Source organism: Maribellus maritimus (assembly GCF_022267315.1).
GTDB lineage: Bacteria > Bacteroidota > Bacteroidia > Bacteroidales > Prolixibacteraceae > Draconibacterium > Draconibacterium maritimum.
In genome coordinates, this window is the sequence record NZ_JAIKLE010000005.1 from 64,101 (window position 1) to 84,798 (window position 20,698).

19 protein-coding genes are annotated in these 20,698 nt (G+C 36.2%); 14 read left to right on the forward strand and 5 right to left on the reverse strand.

All coding sequences use genetic code 11. The annotated features are described in order from the left end of the window. Positions 1-15 precede the first annotated feature (15 nt). The 5 genes from fusA to K5G00_RS06265 all read right to left on the reverse strand — a co-directional run bounded on the left by fusA (position 16) and on the right by K5G00_RS06265 (position 7,005). Entirely contained in the window at positions 16-2,130 is a 2,115-nt protein-coding gene (fusA, locus tag K5G00_RS06245) for an elongation factor G (protein ID WP_238765281.1), read from the reverse strand. Positions 2,131-2,197: 67 nt separating this feature from the next. Continuing rightward, on the reverse strand, positions 2,198-2,674 hold the full coding sequence (rpsG, locus tag K5G00_RS06250) for a 30S ribosomal protein S7 (protein ID WP_158863376.1): 477 nt from the start codon (positions 2,672-2,674) through the stop codon (positions 2,198-2,200). Between the two features lie 129 nt (positions 2,675-2,803). Then, complete coding sequence (rpsL, locus tag K5G00_RS06255; protein ID WP_158863378.1) at positions 2,804-3,178, reverse strand: 30S ribosomal protein S12; 375 nt, start codon at positions 3,176-3,178, stop codon at positions 2,804-2,806. Between the two features lie 223 nt (positions 3,179-3,401). Further along, positions 3,402-4,775, reverse strand: coding sequence for an HlyD family efflux transporter periplasmic adaptor subunit (locus K5G00_RS06260; RefSeq protein WP_238765282.1), 1,374 nt, complete (start codon positions 4,773-4,775; stop codon positions 3,402-3,404). A 40-nt stretch (positions 4,776-4,815) separates the two neighbouring features. Continuing rightward, the gene (locus K5G00_RS06265) at positions 4,816-7,005 is read right to left on the reverse strand and encodes a peptidase domain-containing ABC transporter (RefSeq protein ID WP_238765283.1); all 2,190 of its coding nucleotides are present in this window, start codon (positions 7,003-7,005) and stop codon (positions 4,816-4,818) included. Positions 7,006-7,552: 547 nt separating this feature from the next. On the opposite strand from K5G00_RS06265, the gene K5G00_RS06270 reads away from it, so the two are divergent. The 14 genes from K5G00_RS06270 (at position 7,553) to K5G00_RS06335 (ending at position 20,685) form a co-directional block, all read left to right on the forward strand. Then, positions 7,553-8,287: a LytR/AlgR family response regulator transcription factor gene (locus K5G00_RS06270; RefSeq protein ID WP_238765284.1), complete on the forward strand. Its 735-nt coding sequence runs from the start codon at positions 7,553-7,555 to the stop codon at positions 8,285-8,287. A gap of 416 nt (positions 8,288-8,703) precedes the next feature. Beyond that, on the forward strand, positions 8,704-9,090 hold the full coding sequence (locus K5G00_RS06275) for an HU family DNA-binding protein (RefSeq protein WP_238765285.1): 387 nt from the start codon (positions 8,704-8,706) through the stop codon (positions 9,088-9,090). Positions 9,091-9,441: 351 nt separating this feature from the next. Beyond that, positions 9,442-9,834, forward strand: coding sequence for an FAD:protein FMN transferase (locus tag K5G00_RS06280; RefSeq protein ID WP_238765286.1), 393 nt, complete (start codon positions 9,442-9,444; stop codon positions 9,832-9,834). Between the two features lie 169 nt (positions 9,835-10,003). Next, complete coding sequence (locus K5G00_RS06285; protein WP_238765287.1) at positions 10,004-11,569, forward strand: serine hydrolase domain-containing protein; 1,566 nt, start codon at positions 10,004-10,006, stop codon at positions 11,567-11,569. Next, on the forward strand, positions 11,566-13,659 hold the full coding sequence (locus tag K5G00_RS30005; RefSeq protein WP_238765288.1) for a S41 family peptidase: 2,094 nt from the start codon (positions 11,566-11,568) through the stop codon (positions 13,657-13,659). Before K5G00_RS06285 ends, K5G00_RS30005 begins: the two co-directional genes overlap by 4 nt. A 51-nt stretch (positions 13,660-13,710) precedes the next feature. Continuing rightward, on the forward strand, positions 13,711-14,466 hold the full coding sequence (locus K5G00_RS06295) for a hypothetical protein (protein ID WP_238765289.1): 756 nt from the start codon (positions 13,711-13,713) through the stop codon (positions 14,464-14,466). A gap of 200 nt (positions 14,467-14,666) precedes the next feature. Beyond that, positions 14,667-15,089, forward strand: coding sequence for a hypothetical protein (locus tag K5G00_RS06300; RefSeq protein ID WP_238765290.1), 423 nt, complete (start codon positions 14,667-14,669; stop codon positions 15,087-15,089). Between the two features lie 93 nt (positions 15,090-15,182). Then, the gene (locus tag K5G00_RS06305; RefSeq protein ID WP_238765291.1) at positions 15,183-16,604 is read left to right on the forward strand and encodes a hypothetical protein; all 1,422 of its coding nucleotides are present in this window, start codon (positions 15,183-15,185) and stop codon (positions 16,602-16,604) included. A 103-nt stretch (positions 16,605-16,707) separates the two neighbouring features. Then, positions 16,708-17,202 (forward strand): DUF1648 domain-containing protein, encoded by a 495-nt coding sequence (locus tag K5G00_RS06310; protein ID WP_238765292.1) that lies wholly within the window; start codon positions 16,708-16,710, stop codon positions 17,200-17,202. Position 17,203: 1 nt separating this feature from the next. Further along, positions 17,204-17,506 (forward strand): YugE family protein, encoded by a 303-nt coding sequence (locus tag K5G00_RS06315; RefSeq protein WP_238765293.1) that lies wholly within the window; start codon positions 17,204-17,206, stop codon positions 17,504-17,506. A gap of 63 nt (positions 17,507-17,569) precedes the next feature. Next, positions 17,570-18,367 carry a hypothetical protein gene (locus K5G00_RS06320; RefSeq protein WP_238765294.1) on the forward strand — a complete coding sequence of 266 codons (798 nt, stop codon included), beginning with the start codon at positions 17,570-17,572 and terminating at the stop codon, positions 18,365-18,367. A gap of 141 nt (positions 18,368-18,508) precedes the next feature. Beyond that, positions 18,509-19,093: a DUF1287 domain-containing protein gene (locus tag K5G00_RS06325; RefSeq protein WP_238765295.1), complete on the forward strand. Its 585-nt coding sequence runs from the start codon at positions 18,509-18,511 to the stop codon at positions 19,091-19,093. A gap of 80 nt (positions 19,094-19,173) precedes the next feature. After that, complete coding sequence (locus tag K5G00_RS06330; RefSeq protein WP_238765296.1) at positions 19,174-19,839, forward strand: hypothetical protein; 666 nt, start codon at positions 19,174-19,176, stop codon at positions 19,837-19,839. Positions 19,840-20,175: 336 nt separating this feature from the next. Then, positions 20,176-20,685, forward strand: coding sequence for a hypothetical protein (locus K5G00_RS06335; protein ID WP_238765297.1), 510 nt, complete (start codon positions 20,176-20,178; stop codon positions 20,683-20,685). The last annotated feature ends 13 nt before the right edge of the window (positions 20,686-20,698 follow it).

Sequence of the window (20,698 nt, forward strand, 5' to 3'; positions counted from 1 at the left end):
GAAAATTGTTATAAATTATTTTAATAAATCAACTCTTCCCTGTACACTTTCCAATACTTTCTCTGCCAACTGACGCGGTACTTCCTGGTAGTCGTTAAACTCCATTGATGAAGTAGCACGTCCGGACGAGAGCGTACGCAATACCGTCACATAACCAAACTGTTCTGATAGCGGAACTTTTGCGTTTATTACTTTTGCACCGCCTTTGGTTTCCATTCCTGCAATATCTCCACGACGACGGTTCAAATCTCCAATAATATCACCCATATATTCTTCCGGAGTAACAATCTCCAGTTTCATAATAGGTTCAAGCAATTTGGGACTAGCCTTAGAGGCTGCATTCTTAAATGCTTGTCTCGCACAAATTTCAAACGACAACTGGTCTGAATCCACCGGGTGAAATGAACCGTCAAGCAAAGTCACTTTAAGGCTGTCGACCGGATATCCTGCAAGCGGTCCGTTTGACAGTGCTTCCTGAAATCCTTTTTGTACGGAAGGAATATATTCACGTGGAATTCTTCCACCTTTTACTTCGTCAACAAATTGTAAACCCTGTACCCCTTCGTCTGCGGGTTCAACCCGAACAATGATATCAGCAAATTTACCGCGTCCACCGGTTTGTTTTTTGAATACTTCACGTAACTCAACCGATTGGCTAATTGCTTCTTTGTATGCTACCTGGGGAGCTCCCTGATTACACTCAACTTTAAATTCACGTCTCAGCCTGTCAATCAGAATTTCGAGGTGAAGTTCTCCCATACCGCGAATAACAGTTTGGCCTGAGTCAGGGTCGGTATTTACCTGGAATGTCGGATCTTCTTCTGCTAATTTGGCTAAACCGTTTCCAAGACGATCCAAATCTTTTTGTGATTTTGGTTCTACCGCAATACCAATAACCGGTTCCGGAAATTCCATACTTTCCAGTTCGATCGGATTTTTAATATCACAAAGGGTATCACCTGTACGAATATCTTTGAATCCAACTGCAGCGCAGATATCTCCTGCTTCAATTACATCCTTTGGATTTTGTTTATTGGAGTGCATCTGGTATAAACGTGAAATACGCTCTTTTTTACCTGTTCTTGAGTTTAATACCTGCGAACCGGATTCAATTTTACCTGAATACACTCTGATATATGCCAAACGACCAACAAACGGGTCGGTAGCAATCTTAAATGCCAAAGCAGCAAGTGGTTCATCAACATCAGCTGTCCGGGTAACTTCTTTATCAATTACCGGATTTTTACCTGTTACATCTCCTTTATCAAGCGGGCTTGGAAGGAAAGCACATACTGAATCGAGCAAACGCTGAACTCCTTTATTTTTAAATGCTGATCCACACATCATTGGGATAATAACTCCATCGATGGTGGCACGGCGAATAACCGTAAGCATCTCTTCTTTTGTTATAGAATCCGGGTCCTCGAAGTAACGTTCCAAAATTGCATCGTCAACTTCGGCAACCGATTCTACCAGTTTTTCTTTCCATTCTTCAGCCTGTTCCATCAATTCTTCTGGAATATCTTCAAGGCTGTAGTTGGTTCCCATATTTTCATCGTCGAACCAGCGAATGGCTTTCATTTCAATAAGATCGATAACCCCTTCAAATCTTTCTTCTGCACCGATCGGAATTTGAACCGGCACCGGGTTCGCTCGTAATTTTTCTTTAATATCATTATATACATTAAAGAAATCAGCCCCCTGACGGTCCATTTTATTTACAAAAGCTATTCTCGGAACACCATATTTTTCTGCCTGACGCCATACAGTTTCCGACTGAGCTTCAACGCCACCTACTGCACAAAAAAGTGCAACGGTACCATCCAATACACGTAATGAGCGTTCGACTTCAACGGTGAAATCAACGTGCCCGGGAGTATCAATGATGTTGATCTTATGTTCAGCATCTTTATATTTCCAGAAAGTGGTTGTAGCAGCAGAAGTAATTGTAATACCTCTTTCCTGCTCCTGTTCCATCCAGTCCATGGTAGCAGCGCCATCGTGCACTTCACCAATACGATGCGTTAATCCCGTGTAAAAGAGAATTCGCTCAGTTACTGTGGTCTTACCCGCATCAATGTGCGCCATAATACCAATGTTTCTTGTATTTTTCAGATCTTGTTTAGCCATTTTTTAAACCAATTTTCTTAATCCTATTTTTACTAATCTTAAAAACTAAACTATACCATTTTCTAAACTAAAATCTGAAATGTGCAAACGCACGGTTTGCTTCGGCCATTCTGTGGGTATCTTCTTTCTTTTTGAAAGCTCCACCTTCTTCGTTAAATGCAGCTACAATTTCTGCAGATAATTTATCGGCCATTGATTTACCCGAACGCTTCCGGGCAAACAATATCATATTTTTAATACTGATTGCGGTTTTTCTTTCCGGTCTGATTTCCATAGGAACCTGAAAGGTAGCACCACCTACACGGCGGCTTTTAACTTCAACAGCCGGAGTAATATTTTCCAATGCTTTTTTCCAAACATCAAGAGGCGAAAGTTCTGTATCCTTCACTCTTTTTTCAACCATATCCAATGTTTGATAGAAAATGGCATAAGCAGTAGATTTTTTACCATCTACCATTAAATCGTTGACAAACCGGGTTACCAAAGTATCGTTGAATTTTGGATCCGGAAGCAAAATCCGCTTTTTTGGTTTCGTCTTTCTCATTTTAAAACTTTTAAGTGTTATTTAAATTGGCTGCCCGTAGGCGGTCTTCAGTGTTTTCTTCGGAAGACATTTTGAAAGAAAACCTTACTCAACCAAACCACTGCAAATAACGTTGTTAAATACTAATTTTTACTTTTTTGGTTTTTTAGCACCATATTTTGAACGACGTTGTAAACGTCCTTCTACACCTGCTGTATCAAGAGCACCACGAATTAAGTGATAACGTACACCTGGCAAGTCTTTTACCCTGCCGCCACGTACCAATACAATGGAGTGTTCCTGCAAATTGTGTCCTTCACCGGGAATATACGCATTTACCTCTTTCCCATTGGTCAACCTCACCCTTGCTACTTTACGCATCGCTGAGTTAGGTTTTTTTGGAGTTGTGGTATAAACACGCACACATACACCGCGACGTTGCGGGCATGAATCTAAAGCCGGAGATTTACTCTTCTCAACTTTAGTTTGTCTTCCTTTTCTAACTAACTGTTGAATAGTTGGCATAAATACCTGTTTTTTTATAACGTTAATAATACTTTTTCAAAACGGACTGCAAAAGTATGCAAAAATCCTTAAAAACAATACGTTTCGGGGGAAAAATGCATAGCACCCCCTTAAAACGGCACGCAAAAGTACAAATTCTTACCAAAGAACAATAACATTTTACTTCTTTTTTCCAAAAATTAAGATTGAAATTTGGGGAATAAAAGATACCTACAGAGAAAAGTTAATTATTTACCCTTTCTTTCCATAACGCTTTGAGCGGATTAAATATACGCTGTATCAGTTTCAGGTCTTCCGTTATAATTTCGGCCTGCCCCATTAACTGATTTTGAAACTCAAGAGACTTCCCGTAATTGGTAACCAATCCCTCAGGAAAAACAACTTCTACCATATAAAAGTTATCTTCTGCCGGAACGAGAGAAACATTGCTTACTTTTCCCCTGACCAAACCATATTCCATATAGGGATAATTATCAAATTTTATATTAACGTCCAATCCCTGTTTTACTTTTCCTGAACCGCGAATAGGAAGTTCTACTTTCCCAACAAGCTCACCAACGTTTTCGGGAACAATAGTAAATACCCTGTCGCCCTGAGTAACATTTTGATTAACACTCCAAAATTTATTAAAGGTGATAACTCCATCGATTGGAGATCGCATCAGATAGGTTAACTCCCAATTACTTACTTCGCTTTTTAATATATTGAATGCCTCCTGAAGCTCTGATTTAAATTTGTTTTTCTGGTCGGAATACAACTTTTCGTTTTCAATTATCTTCTGTTCCAGTTCACTGATTTCAATTTCACGTTCAGCAAGCTGAGACCGCAAACCGTCGAGTTCCCCTTTTTTACTCAACATCTCAGCTTCAGCCAATTCCAGGTCCGTGGAAGCAATCACCTGCCGGTCTTTTAATCCTTGTTGCCGCTCAAAATTTCTTTTTCTTATTTTGTACTCGTTGTTTACTGCATTTTTCTGCTCCCACAGCCTGTCGTATAAAATACGGGCCATATTGCGCTGCTGTTTTAACGATTCATTCATTCGGGGATAGTAATTCTGTTCAACAAACAGAAGCAGCTCATCATATTTTTTTAAAAACAGTGAATAGTATTCCTGGATTGTTCCGAGCTGAAGGTTTTTATCAAAAACAGGACGAATTGAAAAACCCAGGCTATCAAAAACAGGTTGAACAGAATCAATCTGCACATCCAGTTTTTGCACATCACGGTATTCAGCGGGGTTTTGAATAAGCGCAATTACCTGCCCTGCTTTTACCCTGTCGTTGTCGGCAACGGGCAATTGTTCTATTTTACCGGTAGAACGGGCGACCAGAGTAGCCGGGGGATTTTCGGTTGTGATGATAATGTTTGAACGTAAAACTTCAGGATATTTAAAAACAAACGCAGATATAATGATAACGGCAAACACAGCAAGAAAGATATAGATACCAAAACGCACAATACGTGCAGGAACTCCACCCAGAATTTCCTGCACCTCGCCTGAACGAATTTCTACAACGCCTCCTTTACCAGCGGTTAGCGTTTTTCTTTCCCGGGGTGAATTGGTTGCGTTTGTTGTATTTCCTGTATTATCCGGCATATTTACCTTTTCTGTTTCTCTTTCCCTTTTGAAAGAGCCTTTAACTTCCTAATTCCAACTGGTTTTTTACCAGTCTGTAATATTTTCCTTTTTTATCAATTAATTCCTGATGTTTCCCTATTTCAACAATTTGTCCTTTTTCAAGAACCACAATCTGATCGGCATTTTTCACGGTGCTCAAACGGTGCGCAACAACCACTACTGTTTTTCCTCTTGAAAACTCATCCATGTTTTCCATGATGAGTTTTTCGTTGTTTGCATCAAGTGCATTTGTTGCCTCGTCAAAAAACAAATAGCTTGGATTTTTGTATATGGCCCGGGCAATTAAAATCCGTTGCTTTTGCCCCTGGCTCAGCCCCGAGCCTTCCTGCCCGATAACGGTATTGTAACTTAAGGGCAACGATTCAATATAATTCTGAATATTCGCCATCTTTACTGCATGCAAAAACAGCTGTTCATCAATTGCTCCCTCGCTTACCACAATATTCCGCGCTATGGAATCGGAAAAAATAAAACCGTCCTGCATAACCACACCACATTTGTCGCGCCACATGGGCTGGTAATAGTTCGCCAGCCGAACACCGCCAATTTTTATTTCGCCCTCCACCGGCTGGTAAAATCCGAGCATTAATTTTATTAATGTAGTCTTTCCGCTTCCACTGGTTCCGACTATAGCAGTTGTTTTATTTTCCGGAATTTCAAGATTGATGTTGTTTAATACTTTGGGTGACCGTGGCCCCTCATATTGAAATACAAGATTGAAAATAGATATGCTTTTATTTTCAGGAAGCATTTTAACTTTTGTTCCTGCAAATTCCTGCTCATCTTTTTTCTCATGTATCTCGGCCAAACGTTCGAGACTTATTTTTGCATCCTGTGCCTGATGCATAAAATATATTAACTGCCGGAGCGGACTGTTTAGTTGCCCTAATATATATTGTATGGCCAACATCATCCCAAGGGTTAATTCGCCGTTGATAACCCCGGTGGCGGCAATTACAATTATCAGAATGTTTTTTGTTTCGTTAATAAATACAGAACCGGCGTTTTGGTATTGTTCCAGGGCCAGACTTTTTACACTTACTTTAAACAACCCGGCTTGTATACGCTCCCACTCCCAGCGCTTTTCTTTTTCGTAGTTGTTAAGCTTTATTTCCTGCATCCCGTTAATAATCTGGATGAGTTTGCTTTGGTTCTCCGACAATTTTCTGAACCGTTTATAATCGAGCTCCCGTCTTCGTTTCATAAAAATATAAACCCATACAAAATAAAGTACTGAGCCCACAATAAAAATCAGGAGTATCTTCAAGCTGTATATAGCGAGCACAACAGCAAAAATTACCAGGCTGAACATTGAAAACAAAATACCGATGGACTGTGCCGTGAGAAAACGTTCTATTCTGCCATGATCTTCAATACGTTGTAAGATATCTCCGATCATTTTTGAATCGAAAAATCCGAGCGGAAGTTTCATCAATTTTATCAGGAAGTCGGAAATAATTGAAATATTTATTCGTGTTGAAATATGAAGCAAAATCCATGACCGAATAAAATCGACCGACATACGACTGATAAACAAAACCATTTGTGCAGCCAGAACCAGATAGATAAAACCAATGTCCTGGTTACTGATACCGACGTCGACAATACTTTGTGTAAGAAATGGCAAGACCAACTGAATTAGACTGCCAAGAAAAAAACCAAGAAGCAATTGAATCACCAGTTTTCGGTAGGGTTTCAAATAGTTTAACACAAACCTGAAACCCGTCCGTTTTACTTTTTCGTCGGCTTCCTGGTAAAAGTCGGGAGTTGGCTGTAACAACAAACAAATCCCTTTTTCTTCGCCCTCTTTTACTGTAGAGAGCCATTTTTGTCTGAACTCGCTTTCAGAATACTCAAGCCGCCCAAAAGCCGGATCGGCGACAAAAACTTTTCCTTTTTTGAATTTGTAAACAACCACAAAATGGTTTTGCCCCCAGTGAACAATACACGGAAGCGGAGCCTCTTTTTTTAACTGTTCAAATGAAATTTTCACCCCCATCGAACGCAAACCGATTCCTTCGGCGGCGTCGCTAATCCCAAGTAAAGAAACCCCCTCGCGGGTAATAAATGATTTCTCCCGTAAAAATTCAGTAGAAAAATGTTTCCCGTAATATTTTGCGACCATTCGCAAACAACTTGGGCCGCAGTCCATTGCATCGTATTGCTGATAAAACGGGAATTTTGGCATGCCGGTTTTTTTGATTTCGAAAGATAAGAAAAAAATATATTGGGTTCTAAAAACAATAATTGCAAAATACAAATGCTGGTGATACGGATAAAAACTATTCTGAATTCTTAAAACGAATGATGCGGCGGTTTAATTTATGAAGCAATATTCATTTTTTAACCTTTGAAACAATTTTAAACAAGTCAGGAATACAATCACCAAACAAAACTACGCTGAAAATCAAACCGGAACAAAAACTATCGCTTAACTTTCCCTTATTCCGGTTAACATTTCTTTCGCTTAAATAAGAAATATTAGATTGGACAAAAATTCTTTTCCCATTACCTTGCCAAAAAAATAACCGGCAAAAAAACATGGAAATAAATGATACTTCCGGCAACTTTTCCGCAGTTTTATCCATCTACCTTTTGGGAAAAAGCAAAAAAACAGTTTTTTACCAAATTTAAATACTTGCCTGTAGTAACAAATACGAACCTAAAATTTGTGCGGAAAACAAAATATATTCAAACAACAATGTGTGTGAAAATTAAAAGAAAAAGTCAGAGTTATGAGGTGCATTGTTATTAAAAAACCGTCAGAACAAATTAATCTCCTCGGGTTTATAAAAACAGTTCCGTATTTTGATTTGGTTGCCAATTGTACTTCGGTTTTTGAAGCTTACGAAATATTACAAAAACAGCCCATTGACCTTATTTTTATTGATACCGATTTATCAAAAATATCCGGGCTTGATTTTATAAGGAGCCTTGATGATAAACCCCTTTTTATTTTTTATTCCTCAAACGCCAATCTTGCCATTGAAGGTTTTAACCTGAATGCCATTGACTTTTTGTTAAAACCATTTTCTTTCGACCGCTTCTTAAAGGCGGCCAATAAAGCCCTTCTTCATTATACCTTTCGTGAGAAAAAAGCGGGGCACGAAAAAGAAAAAGAAAATGTGGAAAACAACAGCCAGTCGAATGAGTTTGTGCTGGTAAAAACCGATTACCAGACCATTTTGGTGCGGATCGACCACATTCTTTACATTGAAGGATTAAAAGATTACATCAAAATATATACCTCGCAAAATGCCAAACCAATTATTACATTAAACTCATTAAAACGACTCCAGCAAAATCTCCCGTCGGAAAAGTTTTCGCGGATTCATAAGTCATATATCGTCGGGCTCGATCACATAAAAGCAATCAACAAAACCCAGGTGGTTATAAACGATAAATACATTCCGATTGGAGAAAGCTACAAAAGCATTTTTTTAAGCCGGATGGAAGAACTGAGGATTTGATGACCCAAAATCCCGGATACATTGTTCCGTTTTTATGTTTGCTTGTGCGCATCTTCTCTGTCTTTTGCTGCATTCATACAAAAGCCCGGGCAGTATTATCTTAAACCAGCTTATGGAAAAAAACGATTTGACAAGGACGGGATATTATTTTCTCTGTTGGTATTGAAAAATGGATTGTTTCAAAAGAAACACGGGTTTTATCATTATAGCCGACTAATCACCTCATTACTATGTTAGTAAACATACTGCGGCGTTTCAAAGCAAAAAAATTTTATATTTACTGATATACAATATAAAAACCCAAATATTTGTACAAAAAATGATTCTGAAAACTCCAGTAACGATCGCTTTATTATTGCTGCAAACCTGTAAGTCCGGTTGGACTTTTTTTATGTATAACACTCAAATTTAAAATTATGTCAGTAAAATTTAAAGTTATTGAGAGAGGCGAGCCCGGAGTATCCGGAGGCGGCCAAAAGAAGTACTATGCAAACGCGGTATCGTCGGGTGAAATGACGCTGACCAAACTTACCAAAAGCATTGAAAAAGTAAGTACGGTGAGCGGCGCCGACATTCGCGCGGTGGTATATGCAATGGTTGATGTAATGAAAGATGCCCTGGAAGACGGACAAATTGTTCGGTTAGGTGAATTGGGCAGCTTGCGGATCAGTATTTCGAGCAAAGGCGAAGATTCGGCCGACGATGTAAATGCAGCATCGGTAAAAGCGGCAAAAACTATTTTTACACCCGGTGGCGAACTGCGAAAAATGCTCAAAACACTCGATTTCGAAAAAGCAGAGTAATCAGGCATTTACAACAGCTACAGAAATCATGCCCGTGAAATAAAAAAATCATAGGCATGATTTTTCTTAAACATAGTGAAGATTTTATAATTTCATAACTAAGTTTTTACAAAAAAGCGGAGAAGCCCCCGTACCCTGAAACATAACTTTGAGAATTTTAAACCTACCGGATGAGCTACCGAAATAAAAAACTCCATATCCCCACCCCTAAAAGGGCTAAAAACCAAAACAACAATAAAGAGATAAATGAAAGTTGGGGTACACAGCTTTTATATGCAATCCTCCTACGGGTTGTAAAACAGTTGAGTTTTTGTACTAACGTCCAGTTGATAGCAAATGTTAAATGAGAAAATGAATACAAAGTACATCCTTCTAATTTCTTTGGTTTTAATCTTTTTCGGATGTAAAAGGTATCACAAAATTAAAGGTAGTCATCATGCTCCTTATCAAATTGCTTTTCAAAGGAATTCTTTAAAAAGGGTTAAACATTTGATACAAAAAGAGTTTGAAAGATATTATCGTTCTATAAATTCATTTGACTCTCTTTCAATTATATCATATGTAAACCAAAATGAAGATGTAGAAGTTGATTCAATCTCTATCAATGTTTTCAATAAATCAATAGAAATATCAAAGCTATCTGACGGAATGTTTGATGTAACTTGCGATTTATTCAATTTGTATGGACAAAAGGTTGTTAAAATTGAAAATGGAAAGTTTATCAATGAAACAGATATTGAATAATAAATAAAACACTGCGCATAACTATGATTTGTGGGAACTACTTAAAAAAAGAATAATATTAAAATCTCAGGGGCTTAATTTTATTATTTAGCCAGACTGTCGTCAGGCAACATTAAATTAGACGGATTCATTAATTTACATTAAAAATTATTACAATTATAAGATAGGTATGAAGAGAAATAATCAAAAAATTGAGAAACTCAAGATAACAAGTAATGCTGTTATTATTTTTGTAATTCTTCTGATTTCATTAGCATGTTCGAAAGAGAAACATACTTGGGAGGGTGTCTGGCAAACAAATATTGAGTTTTACCCGGGATTCACAGTAGCCAGTGAATTTGAATTATATCAAGATTCCATTGATAAAACATGGAGTGCAAATTGGGAAATTCCGGAGTTAATGAGTTTTGGAGTGTATAAAGATGTAAAAGTAACTCCTTCCTACATCGAAGTTGATTTGGAATCCGGCTGGACTTTAAAAGGTATTTTATTAGAGGATAAAAAATCTATGAACGTAATACGCTATTCACCGACTCTGGGAAGTGATACAATAATGTACCATATGGTTGAAAATGGGACATCTAAGATGCCTGCAAGGCTTGATAATAAAGGCCAGAAAGTGAAATCATGGAATTACACTGCTCCTGATTTAATGAAGGATGATTGGACAATCGGAGCACTATGTGATTCCAATAATAATTGCCAACCATTAGAAGGACTTTTCCAGAAGATTCTTGATGGTAAATATCAAGGATTAGATGCAATACTTGTAGCGCAAAATGGCAAATTGGTACTTGAAGAGTATTTCCATTTAGGCAGAAGAGATAGGGTCCACAGTATTCAATCCGCAACGAAAAGTGTAACTTCTCTCTTGGTTGGTATCGCATATGACAATGGCTTTATAAGTAACCTGGACAAACCATTGCAGGATTGTTTCCCAAAGTACAGAGATTCCTTTAGTCAAAAACCTTGGTCTGTCAGCCTTAAGCACGCCCTAATGATGTCTGGAGGTTTAGACTGGCAAGAGAAAATTCCATATACTGATCCACTTAATGACGCTATAGTTATGAATAATAGCGGTGATATGTACAATTATGTCTTGTCTCGTGATATTAGGCAAGGTGAACAACCGGGTGAAAAGTTTGAATACAACAGTGGACTTTCCGTATTACTTGGTGGTGTGGTTCTGGACGCAACTGGTGTACCGATTGATGAACATGCTGAACAAAACTTGTTTAGTAAACTTGGAATAAAACATTATATCTGGAGTTCAAACAATGGTCAGGTTCATACAGGAGGTGGATTGTATATGCAACCCAGAGATATATTAAAAATTGGACAATTAGTACTTAACAATGGGCAATGGAATGGACAGCAAGTCGTTTCACAATCCTGGGTTAAAGAATCAACAGCATTCCATTTACCTATAAATAGTTCAAAAAATCTTGTGGGGTATGGATATCAGTGGTGGAGAGGCATATTTGAGGTTAACCAAACGAAATACAATACAATTTATGCCGAAGGTTATGGGATACAATATTTATGGATAATTCCCAAATTAGATTTGGTTGTGTTGGTACTTCACCATAATCCAACCGACATTGTTGGCAATCACAGTATCATCTGGAAAGAAATGGAAAGATTTATAATCCCTTCATTTCTTCAGGAAGAAATGACGATAGATTCTAAAGATGAGAATAAAATTACTCCTAATGTGAAAAAAATAAATGAGTGACAGTAAAGTACATATTTCAGAGCGGGGTTGGTGCGGGTTGTAACTGCGGATTGTCGCATCATCGTTCCGTTCCGCCGGACAAGAACGAAGCTCCGAAATCTGCAACATGTACCAACCGCTACCTACAAAACCACGAACCATTGAAAAAAATACAAATTATAATATTGGCATTGTTCTTAATTGGCTGCCAGACTAAAAACACTTCATTTAAAGCTGATTTAGATAAAGAGTTTGATTCAGGCTCAAATACCGAAATGCCGGAATTAACAAATGAGCTAACTGACAATCTGGCCTTATTGGGCAAGATTTGGGGTTTTTTAAAGTATCATCACCCTGAAGTTGGAAAAGGGATATATGATTGGGATGATGAACTGTTTCGGTTTCTACCGGAATACATGAACGTAAACAATACCAGACAGCGGGACAAATTACTACTTCGATGGATAGAAAACTACGGTGAAGTGCCTGAATGTATAACCTGTAAGGAAACAGCTGCCGATGCTTATCAAAAACCTGATTTTTCGTGGCTTGAAAACGGAAATATGAGCGCTGCTTTAAAAGAAAAGATAAAAGAAATCTATCAGAACAGGCACCAGGGAACTCATTATTATATTAAAAAGGTGTATCGTGGTGATAATCCCGAATTTTTAAACGAACAAGCTTATCCAACTTCTTATCCCGCCAAAGATCTTCGTTTATTGGCCTTGTACCGGTACTGGAACATCATCCACTATTTTTTCCCATATAAGTATTTAACAGACAATAATTGGAATGAGGTACTGAGAGAATACATCCCCGTATTTATTAATGCAAAAACAGCATTGGAATATCAATTGGCCGTACTTCAACTTGCAGGCGAAACCAGTGATACGCACGCAAGACTTCTTATGGGAGCAAATGAAACAGGCTTCTTGAGAGGAACAAGGTATGCGCCTCTTCGGACAAAAGAAATAGACTCATTGAGAGGAACAAAGTATGCGCCTTTCCGGGTTCGGTTTATTGAAAATAAATTAACGGTTATTGATTATTTCAAGCCGAAATTGAAAGAAACTGCAGGTTTGGAAATTGGCGACTTCATAACCCATATAAACGGTAAAAAAATTGAATATATCATTGATAGTATCAAAACATATTATCCGGCATCGAACGAAGCAGCACGAAGGTATTACATGGCAACCGATTTGATGCGTTCGAATAGTAATTCAATTCATATCGTCTATAATTCTTACGGGACAATAAAACAAAAAGAATTAACAATGGTTGAAAGGTCTGATTTGAATATGGACGAACCCAATAGTAAATTGTCTTATGACAGTATTATGATCGGTAACGATTCCGGGGTTATCGGATACATTACACTTGAAACCATTAAAGACACGGAAATATCGGATATTAAAAAGTCTTTTAAGAATGCGAAAGGAATCATCATTGATATTCGGAATTATCCTGCCACTTTTGTGCCTTTTGTTTTGGGTGAGTTTTTTACTTCGACAAGAAAGCCTTTTGCGAGAATAACAACAGGAAATTTAAATAATCCGGGAGAATTTAATTTTAGGCCTTATCCGAATTCACTAAATTATAAAGCAGGAACCCGTGATAACTTAAATGATTCTAAAAATCTTAAATCAGAAAATTCAATTAATTCGGAAGGGTTTAAATTGAATCATAGTATGCCGTTTTTAAGCAATAACACAGGAAACCGTGATAGCTTAAAAAATTTTGAACAACCTACATCAGAAAATTATTTCCAGGGAAAGCTAATCGTCATTGTGAATGAAGCAACCATAAGTCTGGCTGAATATACTGCTATGGCACTCAGGGCGGGAGATAATACGACTATAATTGGCAGCCAGACCCAGGGAGCTGACGGAGATGTTTCATTAATCCCGTTACCGGGAGGAATAAAAGCCGGGTTTTCGGGTATTGGTATTTATTATCCGGATGGGAAAGAAACTCAGCGTATTGGCATCGTTCCGGATATTGAAGTAAAACCTACCATTCAAGGGATTCGGGAGGGACGAGATGAACTCCTGGAAAAAGCAATTGAATTAATACTAAAAGAATATGATATTGAGATTTCAGAAAATTAAATATATTTTACAGAGACTGTCGTTGTGTGCCATTTAAGAAACATCGTATATATGAAACAAACTTTGATAATTATAGGATATTTACTGGTAATTACACGGTTGGTGCATGCACAAGATGAGCTATGTGAGAACTGTATTGAATATACATTGGAATTCACCGACAATAAATTACAGGGAAGTAGTCTTCAGTTTTCGGGATATGATGTTTCGATGCTATTACCCTCTGATTTTTCAGATGATAGTTTAACCATAAATGGTTTGTTTGAGACTATTCAAAATCATGATATTAAAGGAGAATTCATTTTCCCAAATGGTAATACCACTGAAATAGAATATTCATTGATACCTTATAATGATTCAATAACTATTTTTATGAAAACATCCAATGGTTGGTATCCATGGGATAAGTTGAGAATTGAGAATAAAAAATTAATATTTTCCTACGATTATTGGTATTGTCCTCCAGCTGCTAAAGCTGACTTAGAAATTTTGGACATATGCTTTGACTACCTTAAAAATCCAGCATATTGGAATCGAAATGATGATAGAAAGTGTGAAGCTGATGAATCCGATAAATTATGGAGCCTGTTTTGTGCTATAAAAATTGCTTCGATTAAAAAATATGGAGAATACAACCACCGAGGACATGTAATTCAAACAGCCCGATTTGTGATCGACGAACTTTATCCGAACCGAGAATATGCTCACACTTTAATGGATTTTAATAATGATTCATCAACAAAGTACGACGATATAATTAAAGTACTGGCAATCGTGAAAGACAGGGCCGAGAAGGAATTAAAATAAAGAGACAAATAAACGGCGAACAACAAGTGCGTTTTGAAAACCAAAACACACCTGGAAAAGCGTTCCTGCGAACTAATTGATTATTAAAATCGCTTTCATTTGTATACTAAATAGTTTTTGACAGACTATAGCAATAATTCGAAGTAAATTGTGTTAGTGAATTAGAACAAAATCAAATAGTCAACCCAAAATCTAAAATTATGAAATCAAACTTATTTCAGATAATCAGCTTATTGGTTGTTTGCTTAAGTCTTGTTTATTGCGACAGACCTCAGTGCACTAACAACAATCCGATTTTTGAACAAAATCAACCCGATTCCAAAATATATAAAGAAGAACTCGCTCGAAAACTTAAGGAAGTTGACCAAACTAAACTTCGTTATTGGCTTCAAAAGTACGAAGAAAAAAATGGGAAGGAGTACTTATATTTTTATGTTCAAGGAGATGGTTTATGTGCAAAAATTATGTTGACTATGAATAACTGGGAGAGACTTGAAGACCTGAGAAAAAAGAAAGGAGTGACCTACCGTGGCGCGAAGTTTACAAATCTCAAATATGAAATCAGACAGAGTGCAGGCAATACCGAGTTCATTTACAAGTCTTATCGAGAAATAATTGATTAAGAGCGGCACTATAAAACACGGTGTAAAATATTGAAATATCAAGAGTTTAATGTTACTTTTTAGCCATACTTTCTTTGTGCATGAATCTGCAAAATGATGAAAAAACTGCTCACGGTACTGAATACTTTCGTTATTATTAACTCCATCCTTGCATCTGGTATTAAGACCGATGATATTAGAGGTAAGTGGTATTTAAAATCAATAGTAATTGATGGCGTATCCAGAAGTCCTGATGAAAATATTTCACCATATATTTATTTTGGATTTGATTCAAGCAATAAATTTTATCACAATGGCTCTTTTCTTATCGTTAATGGAAAAGATAACTTCAGCGAATCTTATTCCTTTCAAAACTTTTATCAACTAAAAAGCGACTCAGTAAAACTTGTTGGCCCAAGATTAATAGGTTATTATGGAACTAACGGTACCACATTTGATTTACGTAATGAGTTATATGGAGCATTTAAGTATAGTATCTCGAGTAACAACCTGATGCTTGAAAACGAGAAAATATCTCTGTATTACGAAAAGGATTCTGTAATCAATTATGGGCTCGAAAAAGCAGTAAATTCTCCTGACTTCGGTTTTGATAAGAAATTAATAGGCAGTTGGCGGTTAGTAAAAATGAATGTTCCGGACTCTTTGGTTGAAGAAATCAACAGCAGCATAGAAAAAGCGTACAAACTAAAAAGCAACCGTGGACTTCCACAAAAAAAGCGACCTGAAAAATTGATTGAGATGGCTAAACAAGAAGTTCAACGGTTTTTAAAGGATGGAGGCTGGACTGTAAATATTGGTGATTTTCTTGAAAATACCAGCTCTTATGATACTTTAAGCTATGGCAACTTTATTAGTTACAGTGATGGGTGCAATCGTTGTGGAGGGTATATCAAACTTTTTAACGACACTTTAAAAACAAACAATATTATGTGTAAGTCGATAGATTGTTTTCCCAATTTTACAGGTACTTTTAAAAGCTCCAGTGTATTTAACAACGCTACTTATCATTTTAATACTGATACCTTAATAGTTGAAGCTAACGACAGAGCAAGTTTTTTTATCCCGTCAGAACAGGCACCATCAATAAAAAAATATGATTTTAAGAATTTGAACAAGTTCTACCAGCTCGTAAATTTGAATATTGAAAATAAAGAGTTGGAAAGAATTGTTTTGAGCCTGATACCGGAAAATGAAATATATTTCCACCTCAAGAGCGGCAGTGGAGTCAACCCAGAAAATCACGACTGTTCAGGAAAAAATATGAAAATATATCTTTATAATAATGAGAATTACTACATGCAAGAGTTAATGTCGGTAATTCATGAGAACCTCAGAGATTTTCAAAATACGTTTAACTATCACTGTGTTTTTGTCAGGAAGAAACATGGAATAAATAAATACTTAAATATGAAAGAATTATTAGGCGAAAAATACATTTTCAATATAGAAGGAAACAATCTCACTTTCCGCTCTCCAAACGGTCGGAACTTTTTGTACCTTAAGTCCAATTACTAAAAAAGAAACAAATCATAAGTCCATAATCAAATAAAAACCAGGATAATCGTAAATTTAAGTGTTGTATTTCATGTTAAAAAACCAAAAATCGAAATAACCTGACATGGAAAAAAGACCCAGAATCCTCATTAACTTAACTTTAATTGACTATTTCTTTGAGATAATCGGAGCAATCGGAATGGTCTGTCTGATTCTCTTACCTGTTTATTACTTTAATGACTTGCAGAGCCAAATGCCAAAGCATTTTAATACTCTTGGACAAGTTGATTCATATAGAAACAGGGGAATAATTTGGTTATTACCGGCAATTGGAATGTTTTTATATGTCGGTCTCTCAATTTTAAATAAATTTCCTTTTGCTTTTAATTACCCAACAAAAGTGACAAACGAGAATGCGGAAAAGTTATACACTCCTGGAACAAGGACAATAAGACTTTTAAAACTAATTGTAATCCTTTTGTTTGCTTTTCTAAATTTTAAAACCCTAGAAACCGGGTTAAACAGAGCAACAGAGGTTGGAAAATATTTCCTGGCAATTTTTCTAATTGTATTTACAATCTTGATGGTAACAATGATTTATAAAATGACTAAAAAATAAAATGACCAATTTTCAAGAATCAAAAGACAGGCTGGAAAAGATTGAAAGAATCAAAAATATTCTTACAAATTGGAATCCATTAGGAGAACAGGCAAAAAGTATAAGTGACCTTGATAATTATGATACCGAGGCAAATGATATTTACTTCCATTTTGTAAGCGAAATAGATTTTCAAAAAAGTAAAAACCCGTTAAAAAGAATCCAAACAATAACAAAGGAAGTATTAAACGAGGCATTCAATCTTTGGTTAAGTGACAAAGAATGTGAAAAACCAGCTAAAAATATAATGGAAATACTAAAATAAAACACCAACGCACAAACCACTGCACATCACAGGGCGGGATTGGTCGTAACAAACAGTTAATCAATGAGAAACCGGATATTAATATTAGTCATTCTAATCTTCGTTCCGTATAGCAATAAAGGACAAGAGAGAGAATGGCTGTTAAACAAAGACTCTGTTTTTACATTAGTATCTTCTGAACATTTTAAACTATATTCTTTTGATGGTCATCTTACTACAGAAACAAAATTAGATATTCTCAAAGAAAGGGAAGTAGCTTTTCAGAAGATTTCCGATTTTTTTGAGATTAAACCAAATCTATCAGTCAATATTTTTCTTTTCAGGAATGAGCAATTAAAGTATAATCTTACTGGTCACAGAGGTTTGGGATGGGGCTTTGATAGTACCATCGTCGAAGTATTTAATGATTCATTTCGTATGGACCCCTACCATGAACTGGTACATATTCTCGGATATACAATTCATAAAACTCCGGCGTTGATTGATGAAGGTACAGCTGTTTATCTGTCTCAATTATATGGCGACAACGCTTTTTCAAAAATGATTGGTTACCCGACAAAAAGTATCAATGAAATTCTTTTATTGCATCGCAAAACAGAAGGATTGATAAATATCTCAACTCTGCTTTTATATGATAAAATTGGAAATTCAAACAATTTTGTCTTAGAATATTGCACATCAGCATCTTTTGTTGAGTTCTTAATCAGGAAATTTGGCAAACAAAAATTTCTTGAATTGTATAAATCAATATCAACTGTAAATAATGCCGGGAATGAAATGATATTTGAAAAAATTTACGGCGCAGAATTTAATCAAATCGAAAATGCATGGACAAAACAAATAAGGATTAACAAATTATAAGGGAGCATATTTTTTTTGTTTAACAAACTACTTTTATCTTATTTATTGAAAAGCAAACCACGATATAAAAAAGGCATAAAAGCGATACAGAGCGTGTATAAAATCTGACGAAATTTATATAAACTAAAACGCGAAAGGTACATGACAAAAAAATTGATCAAAATATTATTGCTCTTATTGACTTTTTATCCAGCCGTTGGACAAACCAGCTTTTACAATCAACTTGCTGATTCTGCATTAACACTGACAAAACAAAAAGTAACTTACGACCCAGGATACTTTCAAATTGAATACCCAAACGGAGATATCCCGGCAAACAAAGGTGTTTGTACCGACCTTGTAATTCGAGCTTACAGAAAACTCGGAATTGACTTACAAAAAGAAGTACACGAGGATATGCTTGGCAACTTTGACAAATACCCGAAAAATTGGGGTCTAAGTTATACTGACAAAAATATCGACCACAGACGAGTTCCAAATCTAATGACATTTTTCTCCAGACATGGAATTGAAAAAGAGATTACAGGCAATTCCACAGATTATCAGCCGGGAGATATTGTTTGCTGGAATTTGGATCGGGGAATTACTCATATTGGAATTGTATGCAGAAAAAAATCAAAAGATGAATTACGATATTTAATTGTACACAATATTGGCAGAGGACAGGTTGTTGAGGACTGTTTATTTCGTTTCAAAATAATCGGGCATTACCGTTACAAAAGGTAGAAAACAAAAATAACCAATAAATTTCCGGAGAACAAAAAGGATTAAAACCGTACATTTTATAATAAAAACATAAAATCCCGATGACCTATTTTAATAAAAAAACCAAAACAACCGCGTCAGCAATGGGAGTGTTGCTTGGCATGGCAGGCGTTATTAATCACGGAGTATTTGAGATTCTTCAGGGCTTTACTCCTACCAACGGATTTTATATTGAAGCCATTGGCGAAGTCCATCGATTTTGGGTTTATGGAACGGAAGGAGCCTTTACAATAATTCATAATTTTCTGATTACAGGTATTTTTGCAGTCTTGACAAGCTTAGCCATAATTATTTGGTCTCTGAAGTATATACATACAAAACATGGCACAACCATATTCCTGTTATTAACTGTTTTATTAATTCTTGTTGGCGGTGGGATCGGTTTTATTATCGTCTTCATTCCCACATGGGCTTTTGCCAGCCAAATAAACAAAGCGCTGAGTTGGTGGAAAAAAATATTTCCCTTCGGTTTAAGAAAGATATTGTCTTCGTTTTGGATCTTCAGTTTAGCTACAGCAATGATTTCGTGGTTGATTGTTATGGAACTGGGAATTTTTGGTTATATCCCGGGGCAAAACAACCCCGATATCATCTTAAACATTGTTTTCATATTACTATTTTCTTCAGCAATTTTAACATGTATAAGCTTTATTTGTGCATATTCAGGAGATATCAATGACAGAAAATTAAATCGCGAATTGCAGTAACAAATTGCTATACGCTTCTGGCATATCATATTAAAACAAAACATTTTCAGCAGTGAATCAGTGCCTTTTATTAAAACTTCCCGAGGCTTCTATAATCTCCGTATATCTTGTAGAAACTGGTTCCTCAAGCAGATTTTTGTTGCCCAATTTAGTTCTCACAGAAATATAAAAAGAAAAAAACACTTATCAATCGACAGGCGGGTGAGAAAACGGATCCCGCTTCTCTCAAGTTAGTTTGAAAACAAATTAAGTTGTACATGACTGGCTCATTTTTTGTTAAATATCAATAAGGTTGAGTTTCTTTTAAGCTAATTCTCAAAACTAAAATATGGAGTCATGAAAGTAAAAATGTTTTTGTTCACCGTTATTCAATTATTTGTTGTACATATTTATGCCCAAAGTCTGAGTGAATCTCTGGGAGGCGTTAAAACCAACTTCCATTTTTTTTCCAACAATACTGATTTGAATGTAACTGACCAGTTCATAATTAAGAGAGCAGAAAAGAAGGCGTCAGCGAGTACCAACTACTCATTCCATTCCGCATATGGTTACGGTTATGGATATCAGTCTTTTCACCTTGAATTTATCACAAGGGAATATTATGTAACAGAAGAAGTTGAACATAAAGGCAAATACAGTGATAAAATAGAGCTGACATTTTATAACTCGGATGATATTGCTCTGGCAACCCATACTTTAGATTATTCGGTTGTGGACTTGTCCTACAATATATCATCCGATGAAATTCAGTTTTTTTATTCGGTAGACCTTTTAGGTATACCAATTGTTCTGTTAAACAAAACTGCGAAAATCAATTTTATAAAAAAGGTATCCAACAAAAAATAGTAAATACAATCCA